The sequence below is a fragment of the Mucilaginibacter sp. genome (assembly GCF_041088075.1).
In the GTDB taxonomy this organism is placed as follows: domain Bacteria; phylum Bacteroidota; class Bacteroidia; order Sphingobacteriales; family Sphingobacteriaceae; genus Mucilaginibacter_A.
In genome coordinates, this window is record NZ_JBGCVY010000025.1 from 38,135 (window position 1) to 52,444 (window position 14,310).

Annotated in this window: 13 protein-coding genes; 4 read left to right on the plus strand and 9 right to left on the minus strand. The window is 41.8% G+C overall.

Annotated features, from left to right (window positions below; all coding sequences use genetic code 11):
- Positions 1 to 24 precede the first annotated feature (24 nt).
- From V5804_RS05350 to V5804_RS05365, 4 genes are all read left to right on the plus strand, one after another.
- Positions 25 to 552, plus strand: a complete 528-nt coding sequence (locus V5804_RS05350; protein ID WP_369590348.1) for a hypothetical protein — start codon at positions 25 to 27, stop codon at positions 550 to 552.
- A gap of 226 nt (positions 553 to 778) precedes the next feature.
- Positions 779 to 2,602, plus strand: a complete 1,824-nt coding sequence (locus tag V5804_RS05355) for an ABC transporter ATP-binding protein (protein ID WP_369590349.1) — start codon at positions 779 to 781, stop codon at positions 2,600 to 2,602.
- Between the two features lie 70 nt (positions 2,603 to 2,672).
- Entirely contained in the window at positions 2,673 to 4,076 is a 1,404-nt protein-coding gene (locus tag V5804_RS05360; protein ID WP_369590350.1) for an MBL fold metallo-hydrolase RNA specificity domain-containing protein, read from the plus strand.
- A gap of 30 nt (positions 4,077 to 4,106) precedes the next feature.
- Positions 4,107 to 4,664 carry a hypothetical protein gene (locus V5804_RS05365; protein WP_369590351.1) on the plus strand — a complete coding sequence of 186 codons (558 nt, stop codon included), beginning with the start codon at positions 4,107 to 4,109 and terminating at the stop codon, positions 4,662 to 4,664.
- Positions 4,665 to 4,747: 83 nt separating this feature from the next.
- Here V5804_RS05365 and V5804_RS05370 read toward each other — a convergent pair whose 3' ends face one another.
- The 9 genes from V5804_RS05370 to gatB all read right to left on the minus strand — a co-directional run bounded on the left by V5804_RS05370 (position 4,748) and on the right by gatB (position 14,166).
- Positions 4,748 to 5,038, minus strand: a complete 291-nt coding sequence (locus V5804_RS05370) for a hypothetical protein (RefSeq protein ID WP_369590352.1) — start codon at positions 5,036 to 5,038, stop codon at positions 4,748 to 4,750.
- A 523-nt stretch (positions 5,039 to 5,561) separates the two neighbouring features.
- Positions 5,562 to 6,512: a D-2-hydroxyacid dehydrogenase gene (locus V5804_RS05375; protein ID WP_369590353.1), complete on the minus strand. Its 951-nt coding sequence runs from the start codon at positions 6,510 to 6,512 to the stop codon at positions 5,562 to 5,564.
- 180 nt (positions 6,513 to 6,692) lie between these two features.
- A complete protein-coding gene (gene serC, locus V5804_RS05380; RefSeq protein ID WP_369590354.1) occupies positions 6,693 to 7,760 on the minus strand; it encodes a 3-phosphoserine/phosphohydroxythreonine transaminase in 1,068 nt (355 codons plus the stop codon).
- Between the two features lie 156 nt (positions 7,761 to 7,916).
- The gene (rpe, locus tag V5804_RS05385) at positions 7,917 to 8,567 is read right to left on the minus strand and encodes a ribulose-phosphate 3-epimerase (protein WP_369590355.1); all 651 of its coding nucleotides are present in this window, start codon (positions 8,565 to 8,567) and stop codon (positions 7,917 to 7,919) included.
- A 322-nt stretch (positions 8,568 to 8,889) separates the two neighbouring features.
- Entirely contained in the window at positions 8,890 to 9,747 is an 858-nt protein-coding gene (locus V5804_RS05390; RefSeq protein WP_299285286.1) for an RNA polymerase sigma factor RpoD/SigA, read from the minus strand.
- 309 nt (positions 9,748 to 10,056) lie between these two features.
- A complete protein-coding gene (locus tag V5804_RS05395) occupies positions 10,057 to 10,776 on the minus strand; it encodes an RluA family pseudouridine synthase (RefSeq protein ID WP_369590356.1) in 720 nt (239 codons plus the stop codon).
- A gap of 30 nt (positions 10,777 to 10,806) precedes the next feature.
- Complete coding sequence (locus V5804_RS05400; RefSeq protein ID WP_369590357.1) at positions 10,807 to 11,496, minus strand: response regulator transcription factor; 690 nt, start codon at positions 11,494 to 11,496, stop codon at positions 10,807 to 10,809.
- 96 nt (positions 11,497 to 11,592) lie between these two features.
- Complete coding sequence (locus tag V5804_RS05405; RefSeq protein WP_369590358.1) at positions 11,593 to 12,699, minus strand: redoxin domain-containing protein; 1,107 nt, start codon at positions 12,697 to 12,699, stop codon at positions 11,593 to 11,595.
- A gap of 3 nt (positions 12,700 to 12,702) precedes the next feature.
- On the minus strand, positions 12,703 to 14,166 hold the full coding sequence (gene gatB / locus V5804_RS05410) for an Asp-tRNA(Asn)/Glu-tRNA(Gln) amidotransferase subunit GatB (RefSeq protein ID WP_369590359.1): 1,464 nt from the start codon (positions 14,164 to 14,166) through the stop codon (positions 12,703 to 12,705).
- Positions 14,167 to 14,310 lie beyond the last annotated feature (144 nt).

The window sequence follows — 14,310 nt, forward strand, 5'->3', positions numbered from 1 at the left end:
TAAACTGACATTAAATTTACCTCGATGAAAAAACTGCTTATTTTGCTGATGCTTCTTTTACCGGTACTTTTTTTGCCTGCCGCTACATTTGCCCAGCAAACAGATTCTTTGGCTTACCAAATGCAACGCAAAAAAGTGAACGGTTTGTTAACGCAGCGCACGGCAAGGTTCAACCAGTATTTTGAGAGTTTGGATATGCACACCGGAATTTTTGGTCTGCAAACCAAGAAAGACATCCGCCGCTCCAACGATATTTTGATGGATATTGTAAAAACCGACAATGCTGTTTTTAAGGAGCTAAAAATTTTGCTGGATTATCGTACAACGGTTCAAACAGAAGTTTTAGGCCGTTCGCAGGAATCGGAAAACCGCAACCTTTCTTTTATGAACACCATTAATAAACTCCGCAGCCAAACGGAAAAACTGCAGGCAGAGGCCGCGGAAAACAACAAAGAGGTAGCGCATTTTAAGAATTTGCTCATCCTGGCTTTCGTCCTGATTTTGGTTTTGCTCTTTCTGTTCATCAGGATTAAGTCAACTAAAGCTCAGTAATTGGCAAAGCCAAAATATTTTGATAAAATCGCTGCTTTTCAGAGCCTGTTTAAATTCATACAAGAAAAAATGTTAATGCTTCTTTTACCCTATAAAAATTAGTCTTTGCACAGGCTTAAACTAGTTAAAAACCAAGTATAGACACCAATTTTTAGGTGATAAAAGAAACATGGAAACTTTCAAAAGTATATTTTAAACAAACGCACAGATCTTATTAAAAAAATAAATGGCAAGAGGAAGATTGAACAGCGGAAGCACGCCCGAGCAGGATTTGCCAAAAGCTAAATTAAACCGGGAAAGCCTCGGCAAAATAACCAAACTAATAGTTTACCTGAAACCTTACCGCGGCAAGTTTTTGTTTGCCATGGTTTTTCTTTTTTTATCGAGCCTGACCGGACTGGCGTTCCCTTCGTTTTTGGGCGCGCTGATTGATGCGGCACAAGGCAAACAACGTTATGCTTTTTTGCCGCCAACGGTAAATGCCATTGGTTTACTGGCTTTTTCGGTGTTGCTTTTACAGGCGTTTGTTTCGTATTTCCGTGTGGTTTGGTTTGTACAGGTTGCCGAAAATGCGCTGGCCGATATCCGTCGCGATACGTATTTTAAGCTGATCACTTTGCCGATGAACTTCTTTTCCAACCGCCGTGTTGGCGAACTGAACAGCCGGATTTCTGCTGATCTTTCCCAAATCCAGGATGCCATCACCACCACTTTGGCCGAAATGATCCGGCAATTGGTGTTGATGATTGGCGGCGTAATTTTACTGGCGATCTTTTCCATCAAACTCACGCTGACTTTACTGCTGATTTTGCCGGTTTTGATTGTGGTTGCTTTTTTCTTCGGGAAATTTATCCGCAAGATTTCGCGGGAAGCGCAGGACAAATTAGCCGAATCAAATACGATTGTTGAAGAAACTTTGCAGGGGATTTCTAACGTAAAAGCATTTGTAAACGAAGCATTTGAAGCCGGACGGTACGAGAAAAAAATACGCGAAGTGGCCGGGATTGCGGTTCGTGGTGCCAAATTCCGTGGCTTGTTTGCTTCTTTTATCGTGTTTTGTTTGTTTGGTGCAATTGTGGCCGTGATTTGGTACGGATCGGTTTTGGTCAGCCACCACGAAATGACTGTCGGCAACCTCACCACTTTTATTTTGTATTCCATTTTTGTTGGCGCGGCGATGGGCAGTTTCCCTGATTTGTATGCCGGCTTACAAAAAGCAGTTGGCGCAAGCGAACGTGTGCTGGAAATTTTGGACGAACAGGGAGAAGCGATTTCCATCAAAGCAGTAGATAACAAAATAGTTCAACCAATCACCGGAAACCTGGATTTTGAAAATGTTGTTTTCGCTTATCCTTCGCGCACCGAAATTATGGTGCTAAAAGAAGTATCGTTCAAAGCACGTTCCGGCGAAAAAGTTGCGATCGTTGGGCCAAGCGGCGCGGGAAAATCAACCATTGCCGGTTTGATTTTGCAGTTCTACCATCCGCAAAACGGACAGATTTTGTTTGATGGCAAACCGGCTTCCTCCTATTCGCTGACCGATATTCGAAACCAGGTTGCCATTGTTCCGCAAGATGTGTTGCTTTTTGGCGGAACGATCCGGGAAAATATTGCTTACGGCAGGTTGAATGCAACGGAAGAAGAAATATTACAGGCTGCACAACGCGCCAACGCGCACCAGTTTATCACTTCTTTTCCCGAAGGTTATGATACTTTGGTGGGCGAGCGCGGCGTTAAATTATCCGGCGGCCAACGGCAGCGCATCGCCATTGCCCGTGCTTTGCTTAAAAACCCGGCAATTTTGATTTTGGATGAAGCCACTTCTTCATTAGATTCAGAATCAGAACGTTTGGTACAGGAAGCGCTGGAAGAACTGATGAAAAACCGCACTTCTATCATCATCGCGCATCGCCTTTCGACTATCCGCGAAGCAGACCAAATTATAGTTTTGGAAAAAGGAAAAGTGGTGGAAAGCGGCACTCACGACGAATTGGTGATGAACGAAGGCGGACTTTATCGTTATCTTAGCCGGTTACAATTTGAAGTTTAAGCTGATGAAAAATCAGGATGCTTCTTTTACCCATAAAAAATTAGCGTTTTGATACGCAGAAAGAGAATAAATGAAATTAACAATTTGGGGTGCTGCCGAACAGGTTACAGGCAGCATGCACCTGCTGACCACAGCAAATAACTACAAGATTTTGATTGATTGCGGCTTGGATTACGAGCGCGACCACAATATACAACTGAACGAAGATTTCCCTTTTAACCCTGGCGAAATTGATTTGGTTATCCTCACCCACGCCCACATTGACCATTCGGGCAATTTGCCAACCTTAGTACGGATGGGTTTTGCAGGACAGATTTTATGCACGCCGCCAACTGCAGAATTAGCAGAATTGCTGCTGATGGATTCGGTGAATATTTTTATGCAGAAATCGCAAAAAAGCAGAAAGCACCGCGGCCATAAAAGGCGCGACGGCAGCCGGACGATTCAGCCTTTGTACCTGCAAAAACATGTGGTTGATACGGTTGACCGCTTTGTAACCGTTGGTTTTAACAAAGCTTTCCGCATCAACAATGACGTTGAAGTTACTTTTATTCCGGTTGGGCATTTGCTTGGGGCCGCGGCGGCTGTTTTAAAAATTAACGATGACGGCGAAGAAAAAACAATCACATTTACAGGCGATATCGGAAGGAAAAACTATCCGACTTTAGCTGACCCGCAACCGCTTCCGCCTTCCGATTATTTGGTTTCCGAATCCACTTACGGCGGCCGCAACCATTCCAAAGGAAAAACCGTGGAAGAAGTGCTGACCGAAACCATTGAAAAGTGTTGTGTAAAAGAATCAGGTCGGTTAATTATCCCGGCTTTTAGCATTGGCCGTACACAAGCCTTGGTTTTCTCGCTGAATAAAATTTTTTCGAAAGGTTTGTTGCCGCCGGTTAAGGTTTTTGTGGATAGTCCAATGGCCAATTCTTCGACCGGGATTTTCAGGAAACACCATAATTTATTGAGCGAAGAATCGCAGGAATTTTACCGGAAATCAGGCGACGAGTTTGAGTTTGACAATTTAGTTTATGTTGAAAATTTGAAAGACAGCCGCCAGGTTTCCAATTATTTTGAACCTTGCATCATTATTTCTTCTGCCGGGATGCTGGAAGGCGGACGTATCCAAGACCACCTTTTCAACAATATCCAAAATTATTACTGCACCATTCTGTTTATCGGTTACTGCGCCAAAGGAACATTAGGTTTCCGTTTGCTTCGCGGAGACCCGATTGTGCATATCAAAGACCGCGATTTGGCTGTTTATGCCACCATCAAACAAACCGATTTGTTTAGTGCGCACGGCGACCATGAAGATTTAGTAAATACCGTCAAACAAATCAATTCGGCAAAACTTAAACAGGTTTTTCTCGTACACGGGGAAACAACCAGTATGCAGGCATTGGCCGATACTTTAGCCGAAGACGGTTACCGGGTAACGGCCGCAAAAAAAGGCGTTGCATACGAGTTGTAAGTACTTTTTGTATTTACTAAAAACTTGTTTATGATAAAACCTTTTAATTTTCGTCAGGCACTTTTTGCGCCTGCGATGCTTCTTTTAAGCAGTATTTTTTTACAATCGTGCGTAGAAGAAATGCCTATTTTAAAGCCTTTGAGTACGTACACCACTTATGTGCCTGCTACGGTATCGGCCAAAAGCATGATCAACCTGAAAATAAACAACACCCAGAGCGATATTACCAATACGAAGCCTGGAACGATAGTTTTTAATGTGGTAACAGGTGGAACCACGTTACCAAATTTCAGAAACTATCTGATTGCCGGAGACAATGGAAGCACAACAGGCCGTGCGCTTTATTCAGTTACTTTTCATTCAGATTCTGTTGGCAATAACATCTATGTTTTTGATGGCTCACAAGTGATCGTTAACAAAAAAACCTATACGTCCTTCAACATTTCTGCAAGTAATAAATTTGCGGTTACTAAATTAGATGAAAAAACCAATACAGCAGTTGGCAGCTTTAATTATTATGTTTACGATGACGTCCTTCATCCAACGGATTCGCTTTACGTTACCGGTGCTTTCAATATTTTCAGATAAAAAAAGGCTTGCAAAAGAATATTTTTGCAAGCCTTTTTAACCTAATTATTTCTGATTGACAAGGATTTGAATGTGCTCCTTTATCAGTTTATAACTTTCAAAATCCTTCCCTCTCCTAAAATATGGGTTCCTTCGCTGAAAGTAAATTTTTTACCGTCGCCAAAATCATTGCCCAAATAATCTTTGTCTAAAAAAGCAATTTCTACTTCTCCTTCTTCTCCGGGAGTAAATTCTTTTTTATCCAGCAACGTTATTTTACCGGTTTTTTTCATATCGGCAACAAAGTTAAAAGAAGGCTTATAACCGCTGGCAAAAGGTGTTTTACGATATAAATTTCCCTGATACAATTTGATAAACGCCCTTACATTTAACATAACTTATTGGATTGTTCAACTAAAATTCCAATTTAAAACCTGTTTAAATTTTGTTCGGTTTATTTTCCATGCTTCTTTTATCACCTAAAATATTGGTTTTAAAGTTTCTAACATTGAACTTGTTTAAACTTTTTTTCCGGCCCCTGTTTTTTTGGCTGATGCTTCTTTTACCCTATGAAAATTGGTGTCTGCATTAACCTAAACAAATCAAAACAAATTATCCACCAATTTTAAGGCGGTAAAAGAAGCATGGTGTAAAGCACAAAAGAATAAGTTTAAACAGTTCATTTTTAATAAAACCATAAACAATGCTTATAAGTGCAAAATAAGTATCACATTTTTCAATTTGATATATTTCATTGCCGATGGCTTTAGCCAACGGATAGAATAAAAAGCAGCGAATGGCTTTAGCCAAAAACCTATTTTATTGTTCGGCTAAAGCCGGCCCTCAAACTTACAGCTACTGTTGACTAAAGCCAACGGCAATATAAAATTTATGCAAAGCGATTTTAAACCAGCTTTACTATTTACTAAAATGCTGCATAATTAAAGTAGCCAGTTCCACTCCAATCCTTTCCTGTGCCTCATTGGTAGAAGCGCCGATGTGTGGCGTTAACGAAATCTTAGGGTGGGTCAAAAGATCTGTGCGGGGCGTTGGTTCGTTATCAAAAACATCCAAACCGGCAAAAGCCAATTTTCCGCTGTTTAAAGCTTCGAGCAAAGCATCTTCATCAATCGTTCCGCCGCGCGAAGCATTGACTACGGCTGCACCTTTTTTCATGGCGGCAAATTCGGCTGCACCTAAAACTGGTTCCGGGCTGAAAGGCACATGCAGACTGACGAAATCACTTTGTGCAATCAGTTCATCTTTGGATGCTTCTTTTACCGATACTTTTACCAACTGTCCGTCGCCCAATTCGATTGCCAATTCGTTGTTAAAAGGGTGCAAATCATAAGCCAGCACTTTCATGCCCAAGCCTATCGCTATTTTTGCAACTTCGCGGCCAATCCGGCCAAAACCTAAAATACCGATCGTTTTTCCGCGTAGCTCAATCCCTTTTGCGTATGCTTTTTTTAGCTCGTTAAATTTGGTGTTGCCTTCGGCTGGCATTTTTCGGTTGCTGTCCTCCAAAAAACGGATGCCGGTAAACAGGTGTGCAAAAACCAGTTCGGCCACAGAAAGCGAAGAAGATGCAGGCGTGTTCACCACGGCAACACCTTTTTCGCGGGCGTATTCAACATCAATATTGTCCATGCCAACGCCGCCACGGCCAACCAATTTTAAATTCGGGCAGGCATCAATCAAAGCTTGGCGTACTTTGGTGGCGCTTCTTACCGTGATCGCATCAAAATTTTGTAATTGTTCGGTTAGTTGTTCTTGCGGAATATGCTCGGTTTCTACGTAAAAACCTACGCTTTCTAAAAGTGCTTTTCCGGCCGGGTCAATCCCGTCGTTTGCTAATATCCTGATCATTTATTATTGTGTTGAAGGATGATGGGCCTGTTTAAATTCGTACAAGAAAAAATCTTAATACTTCTTTTACCCTATAAAAATTGGTGTCTCTATCAAATCAAAACCCAATTCCCATCAATTTTTAGGCGATAAAAGAAGCATATATACCTTAACAAGTAAATTTTAAACAGCCTCTGTTTGTTATTTATTCTTTTCGGCAAATTCCTGCATGGCATCAACCAAAGCAGTAACGCCGGCAATGGGCAGGGCATTGTAAATAGAAGCACGGAAACCGCCCGCACTTCGATGGCCTTTGATGCCAATAAGACCTCGTTCTTCGGCAAACTTTAAAAAAGGTTTTTCGAGTTCCGGTTTCTCCATCACAAAACAAACGTTCATAATGGAACGGTCTTCTACGGCACAAACGCCTCTAAACAAAGGGTTTCTGTCGATTTCTTTATATAACGCTTTAGCTTTGGCTTCGTTTGCTTTGGCAATTGCCGCTACGCCTCCGTTGGCTTTGATCCAACGCAAAGTCAACATCGAAATATAGATGGCAAAAACCGGAGGTGTGTTGTACATCGAACCGTTTTCGATATGCAATTGGTAATTCAGCATCGAAGGAATTGCACGTTCCGCTTTTCCCAGGATTTCATCTTTCACGATCACAACCGTTGCGCCTGCCGGGCCCATATTTTTTTGTGCACCTGCGTAGATCAAACCAAAATCGGCCACGTTAATTTCGCGGCTGAAAATATCAGACGACATATCGGCAACCATCGGAACCGGCGATTTTGGAAACTGGTGCATTTGCGTGCCGTAAATGGTATTGTTGGAAGTAATGTGGAAATAAGCCGCATCCGCAGGAATTTCATAATTTTTCGGGATTTGCTTAAAGTTGTTCTCTTTATCGGTTGCAACAACAACCGGCGTTCCGAAGATTTTTGCTTCTTTTATCGCTTTGTTGGCCCAAACGCCCGTTTCTAAATACGCGGCGGTTTTTCCTTGCGGCAACAAATTGTAAGGAACCATTGAAAATTGCAAACTTGCGCCTCCTTGTAAAAATATTACAGAATAACCTTCCGGCACTTTCAATAATTCTTTGACTAAGCTTACGGCTTCGTTCATCACCGCTTCAAACTCTGGCGAGCGGTGCGATATTTCTAAGATGGATAAACCGATTCCGTTAAAATCAATTACCGCTTCGGCGGCTTGTTTAAGTACTTCGTGGGGCAAAATGCCCGGGCCTGCACCAAAATTATGCTTCATGTTTTTTATTAAATTAAGCCGGAAAAGAAGAATTAAAAGTAATAACCGGCGTGGGCGAATTTATAAATTTTGACTTTGTTTACAGTTAGTTATTTATAAATAATTTAACTAAACATCGTTTTTGTTTTTAATTCGATCAGCAATTGAATGCTTCTTTTAAGGATGTTTTAATTTTTGGATAGCCAGCAAAGGATCGTAGGACGAAAAAACCGAATTGCCGGCAACCAAAACGTTTGCACCGGCCTGCAATAATTCTTTGCAGTTATCTTCGCTGATGCCGCCATCAACTTCAATCTTCAAATCCGGATTTCGGTTTCGGGCCAACGCTTTTAAATCGTATAATTTTTTGTAAGTATTGAGGATAAATTTCTGCCCGCCAAAACCTGGGTTTACCGACATGATCAACACCAAATCCAAATCGGTAATTATATCTTCCAGCAAAGCAACCGGCGAATGCGGGTTTAAAGCTACGCCGGCCGTACAACCTGCGCTTTTAATGAGTTGAACGGTTCGGTTTAAATGCGTGCAAGCTTCCAAATGGACAGTAATATTTGCTGCGCCGTCTTTGGCAAATTGTTCGATGTATTGGTCTGGGTTTACGATCATCAAATGCACATCAATTGGTTTGGTTGCAATGGGTTTAATGGCTTTTAAAACCGGAAAACCGAAAGAAATATTCGGCACAAAAACGCCGTCCATTACATCAAAATGAATCCAATCGGCCTCGCTTTGGTTCAGCATTTCCACATCGCGTTGCAAGTTGGCAAAATCAGCCGCCAAAAGAGAAGGCGCAATCAAATGTTCCATGTTTCAAATATACATATATGCGTAAAAAATCAGTTTTTTATAATTTTATAATGGCTTTTTTTACAAGTCATTGTCCAACAACGCTTCTTTTACCGGTATAAATTTAGGTGATAAAAGAAGCATTAAAAAAAACGCCCGAACCATTTTAAATGGTCCGGGCGTTTTCCAAGATTTCAAAACTTTACTTGGTTACCCACATTACGATTACCGCCAAAACCAGCAGTATTAATAAGATGAGGCTGATACCAACAATTTTTGAACCTGCTTTTTTTTCCTGTTCGGCCATGTAATAATAATTTTAGGTTGATAAAAAGAGTATCGTTTATAAATAAGATTCTAAAACATTGTTGCGGGAAGTGTGGCGCAAACGTTGCAACGCTTTGTCTTTCAACTGGCGGACACGTTCGCGGGTAATCATAAAACGTTCGCCGATTTCTTCCAAAGATTGCGGCGTCCCGGAACCTAAACCAAAGAACAGGATAATCACTTCACGGTCGCGTTCTGGCAGTGAAGACAGGGAACGCATCACTTCCATCGAAAGCGATTCCTGGATCATGCTGTAATCTGTAGCCGGGTCGCCGTGCTGCAACACATCCAACAGCGTGTTTTCCTCACCCTGGATAAACGGCGCATCCATCGAAACGTGGCGGCCGGAATTGTTTAACGAATCAGAAATGCGTTCTTCGGTGGTTTCCAAATCAACAGCCAGTTCTTCCGGTGTTGGTTCGCGCTCAAACTCCTGCTCTAAACGGGAGTATGCTTTGCGGATTTTGCTTAAAGAACCAACCTGGTTTAAAGGCAAACGAACGATACGGGATTGTTCTGCAACGGCAGACAAAATAGACTGGCGGATCCACCAAACGGCGTAAGAAATAAATTTAAAGCCTTTGGTTTCGTCAAAACGTTTGGCGGCTTTAATCAAACCTAAATTTCCTTCGTTGATTAAATCGCCTAAAGTTAAACCTTGGTTTTGATATTGTTTTGCTACAGAAACCACAAACCTTAAATTTGCTTTGGTTAAACGTTCTAAAGCGGCTTGGTCTCCTTCGCGTATTTTCTGGGTCAGGATAACTTCTTCCTGTGCGGTGATCAAGTCAACTTTACCAATTTCTGTAAGATATTTATCCAGCGATTGTGATTCGCGGTTGGTGATAGACTGGGATATTTTGAGTTGTCTCATAATGTAAATGCCTGGGATTTTAAATTGTTAGCTTAAAAAAATTAACGGGCAGGGCTAAAAATTTTAATGTAAAAAGATCAAATGTACCTAATTTTCTTTAACGTAACGACTACCTTAATGTTTTTAATTGTAAACATTATTTGACATTCTGTTAAGATTTTGTATTTTATTTAGTACAATACTTAAACGAAACCAGGAGCCTAAATATTTTCCAGTCAGGCTAAGAAGCAGTCATAAAAGCGTCATTATAAAAGCATTAGAAATACAAGGATGCTTCTTTTACCGGCATTTTTTCGGCATCGGATTTTGTTACTGATCGAACTTTTCCAGCAGTTTCAACAGTGTTTCAAAATCTTTTGGATAAGGCGCATTTACCGTAATTTCTTCTTCCGCATTAATTTTTAAGGAGATTTCAAAAGCGTGCAAAGCAAAGCGTTTCATGATCGGCAGCTCTTCTTGGTCTTTACCCAAACGGTAGTTGCGTTTTAAATCAGACAGTAAAACCGGCTTGCCTTTGTACAGTTCATCACCGGCAATAGAAGCGCGTTGCGTAGCCAAATGGATACGGATTTGGTGCATCCTTCCGGTTATCGGCCTGCATTCTACCAGCGTATAATGTTTAAAATATTTGAGGGAATTAAACCAAGTTTCGGCGCGTTTGCCTTCCTGACGGCTGATGGTTACGTTGCCTTTGCCTACATTAAGGATTGGCAAGTCAATAAACAGGTTTTCAAAAACGTGCGTACCATCAATAATGGCGTGATATACTTTTTTTACCTGCCTTTTTTCAAACTGCATCGAAACGGCGCGGTAAGCTTCCGGGTTTTTGGCAAAAACTAATGCGCCCGAAGTTTCTTTGTCCAAGCGGTGGCAAATCTGCGCGTCCGGCCAATATTGCTTGGCTAAACGAAGCATGTTGATGTCGCCGCCTTCCCTTTCATCCAAAGAACTTAAAAAAGGAGGTTTGTTGACAATGATCAGGTCTGCGTTTTCAAATAAGATCAGATCCTGGAATTTAGGAATTTTCATCTGCGGCAAATATCGCAGATTTACGGCGTTTTACAGCAACTCAAATTTGTAGCCCACTCCTTTTACGGTAGAAACATATTTTTCGCCCAGCTTTTCGCGCAGTTTTCGGATGTGTACATCAATCGTGCGGTTGGTTACCACCACAGAATCTTCCCAAATATTTTTCAAAATGGCTTCGCGCGTGTAAACTTTGCCAGGTTTAGAGGCAAGCAGGTACAGCAGTTCAAATTCTTTTTTCGCCAGCACAACTTTTTCTCCGCCCTGAAAAACCAAAAATGCTTCGCGGTCAATTACCAGATCTCCAATTTCAACCTTGTTATCCGGTGTATCATCCGAAGGTTGGTTACGGCGGAGGATGGCATTGATGCGGCTAACCAAAGCGCGCGGCTTGATGGGTTTGGCAATGTAATCATCGGCGCCCACATTAAAACCAGCAATTTCTGAATATTCTTCGCTTCGGGCCGTTAAAAAAACCATGAAAGTATTTTTAAATTCGGGCATGGTGCGCATAATACGGCAGGCTTCAATGCCATCCATTTTCGGCATCATCACATCCAGAATAATCAAATCGGGCAAATATTTTTTGGCTTCGGCTACGGCTTCCTGTCCGTTGTGGGCAACATAAACCTGGTAACCTTCTTTGTTGAGGTTATACTCGATCAGCTCCAAAATATCCGGCTCATCATCAACAATCAGGATCTTCTGTTTCGGATTACTCATTTTCTTAATTTTCTGTAAATGTAACGGCTAAAAAAGATTGCAGACATTAATTTTTTATTAAGTAATTGTAAAGAAAGCCGGATTTAACAGTTGATGCTATTTAAACGTCTTGGCAAAAAAAGCAGCCAGATCATTACCGGTAATGTTTTTGGCAACAATGTTTCCGTTTGGGTCCAAAATAAAATTAGAAGGAATGGCCTGCACCTGGTAACGCTGCACCACCGGCCCGTTAAAGTTTTGCAGTTCGCTGCCGTGCGCCCAGGTCAAGTGGTCGTCGTTGACAGCTTTTTGCCAGGCATCTTTGTTTTCATCCAGAGAAATGCCGACAATATTTAAACCTTTCGGGTGATATTGCTGGTACAATTTTACCACGTTCGGGTTTTCTTTGCGACAAGGAACGCACCAGGAAGCCCAAAAATCAAGCATTACGTATTTGCCTTTATAATCCGAAAGTTTGATGGTTTTGCCATCAATGCCGGGGATTGAAAAATCGGGCGCGACGTGGCCAACGGAAACCGGTTTTAGCAACGCCATGTGTTTTTTAAACTGCTCCACGGCCTGGTTGCCTTTAAATTTATCGCCCAAACCATCGGCGTAAGCAACCAGTTCTTTTTCATATTTCATCTGGTCCAAAGCCATGGCAGCATAAAAACCGGCAAGCGAATTTTTATTTTTATCAACAAAATTTAGGATTTCGTTTGAAAGATCGGCCATGTTCTTTTCAAAACTGGGCAGGTATTTTTTCAAAACCGAATCCTGGTTTACGCCTTTTGCGCCTGCTTCGGCCTGATATTGATTGGCCAGCTTGGTGTTTTTAACGGTATAAATATTACTGATGCGGTTGTACGCTTTGATCTTTTCCGAATCTCCGGAACCTGTAACCGTATAATTATGGTTTGGGTCAGCCAGATCAGTTTTAAAATCAATATCGTTTCCGTTTTCGGCGATCAAATCAAACTCCTGGTCGCCGTTTTTGATTTTGTACAAGTTGGCAAAAGGCGTGGATTTTTTGAAAACGAATTTGTTCTGCTCGCTCAATTGAACGGAATCAATTACACGAACGTTAGTGGAATCCGCTTCCAGCAAAAACACTTTTTGCTGTGCCGGATGCTCAATTTGCCCTTCAATTTTGAATGTATTTTTATCGGAACAAGCACTAAAAAAAGTTATTGCAGCAAGCACCGGAACTATTATTTTTCTCATAAATTATTTCTCTAATTTTTCTGCCAAAACGCGGTTTGCTGTTTTTGGGTCTATTTTTCCTTTGGATAGCTTCATTACCTCGCCCATAAACATGCCCAAAATCCCTTTTTTTCCTTTTTTATATTCGGATACTTTTTGCGGGTGCAATTGCAAAACCTGGTCTATGATCAAATCTAATTTTTCTTCGTTCCGGTCAATAAACAGGTTTAAAGCAGCAGCCGTTTCTGTTGCTGATTTTTCGGGATGACGGACCAATTCCTGGAAAAGCTGGTGCGCGGCAACCGTAATACTGATCTTGCCTTCATCAACCAATTGGATCACTTCGGCAATCGTTTTCGGCTTCACCAAAAAACTGCCGATAAAAACAGTATGCGTGTTTAAGTACGATTTGATGCTGCCCATCATCCAATGCGCCGCGGCTTTGTAGTTGGAAGTTTCTTTGATCAGTTCCTCAAAATAGTTCACCAGTTCGTGGTCGGCGGTTAAAACGGAAGCTTCGTAATCGTTTAAACCTAATTGTTGCGTGTATTTCTCGTACAGTTCTTCGGGTAACGCAGGCAGGTTTCTGCGGATTTCTTTAATATAAGCTTCCGTTAAAACGATGGGCTGCAAATCCGGTTCCGGGAAATAACGGTAATCATTCGCCATTTCTTTGCTGCGCAAAACCGAAGTGGTTCCGGTATCGGCATCAAAATTCAAGGTGTTTTGTTCGATGGTTTCACCGCGTTCCAACAATTCGATTTGCCGTGCTGCTTCAAACTCAATCGCTTTCTGCACATTTTTGATGGAATTAAGGTTTTTCACTTCGCAGCGCGTTCCATATTTGGTTTCGCCTTTTTTACGGACCGAAATATTGGCATCGCAACGCAAACTTCCTTCTTCCATGTTGCCATCGCAAATCCCGAGAAAGCGCACCAGACGGCGGATTTCCGACAGAAAAGCATGTGCTTCTTCGCCGCTTCGTAAATCGGGTTCGGTTACAATTTCGAGCAGCGGCACACCGGCGCGGTTCAAATCAATCAGCGTGTTGGCCTCGTCCAAATCGTGGATACTTTTGCCGGCATCTTCTTCCATATGGATTCTGTTTAAGCGAATTTGTTTTTGTTCCGATGCTGTTTTTATGCCGATAAAACCAGTATGACAAATGGCGGCCGCATCCTGCGTAATCTGGTAGCCTTTCGGCAAATCGGCATAAAAATAATTTTTGCGGTCGAAAAAGTTATATTCCCTGATCTGGCAATGCGTGGCCAAACCTAATTTTACCGCAAACTCAATATGTTTTTTGTTGATGAAAGGCAACGTGCCGGGATGGCCTAAAGAAACCGGGCTGACGTGCCGGTTGGGCTTGGCACCGAAAGCGGCCGAATCTGAGCAAAAAGCTTTACTTGCCGTGGCTAATTGTGCGTGAACTTCCAGTCCGATAACTACTTCATATCCTGCCTGCAACTGGGCTGTTTCGATCGTCATTTACGAGTATATGTACTTTTGTATGGGATTAGTTAAAGCTTGTAAAACTATTAAATATAGTTGAAGAACGCATAATGGAATTCAGCATTTGAGGATCCGGAGAATGATTTTTAGGGCATAAAAGAAGCATGCTGGTGTTGGGCA

What these genes read in the sequence shown, in the direction of transcription:
- V5804_RS05350 (WP_369590348.1), top strand. Translation starts at nt 25, where the DNA reads ATGAAAAAACTGCTTATTTTGCTGATGCTTCTTTTACCGGTACTTTTT.
- V5804_RS05355 (WP_369590349.1), top strand. Translation starts at nt 779, where the DNA reads ATGGCAAGAGGAAGATTGAACAGCGGAAGCACGCCCGAGCAGGATTTG.
- V5804_RS05360 (WP_369590350.1), top strand. Translation starts at nt 2,673, where the DNA reads ATGAAATTAACAATTTGGGGTGCTGCCGAACAGGTTACAGGCAGCATG.
- V5804_RS05365 (WP_369590351.1), top strand. Translation starts at nt 4,107, where the DNA reads ATGATAAAACCTTTTAATTTTCGTCAGGCACTTTTTGCGCCTGCGATG.
- V5804_RS05370 (WP_369590352.1), bottom strand. Translation starts at nt 5,038, where the DNA reads ATGTTAAATGTAAGGGCGTTTATCAAATTGTATCAGGGAAATTTATAT.
- V5804_RS05375 (WP_369590353.1), bottom strand. Translation starts at nt 6,512, where the DNA reads ATGATCAGGATATTAGCAAACGACGGGATTGACCCGGCCGGAAAAGCA.
- serC (WP_369590354.1), bottom strand. Translation starts at nt 7,760, where the DNA reads ATGAAGCATAATTTTGGTGCAGGCCCGGGCATTTTGCCCCACGAAGTA.
- rpe (WP_369590355.1), bottom strand. Translation starts at nt 8,567, where the DNA reads ATGGAACATTTGATTGCGCCTTCTCTTTTGGCGGCTGATTTTGCCAAC.
- V5804_RS05390 (WP_299285286.1), bottom strand. Translation starts at nt 9,747, where the DNA reads ATGAGACAACTCAAAATATCCCAGTCTATCACCAACCGCGAATCACAA.
- V5804_RS05395 (WP_369590356.1), bottom strand. Translation starts at nt 10,776, where the DNA reads ATGAAAATTCCTAAATTCCAGGATCTGATCTTATTTGAAAACGCAGAC.
- V5804_RS05400 (WP_369590357.1), bottom strand. Translation starts at nt 11,496, where the DNA reads ATGAGTAATCCGAAACAGAAGATCCTGATTGTTGATGATGAGCCGGAT.
- V5804_RS05405 (WP_369590358.1), bottom strand. Translation starts at nt 12,699, where the DNA reads ATGAGAAAAATAATAGTTCCGGTGCTTGCTGCAATAACTTTTTTTAGT.
- gatB (WP_369590359.1), bottom strand. Translation starts at nt 14,166, where the DNA reads ATGACGATCGAAACAGCCCAGTTGCAGGCAGGATATGAAGTAGTTATC.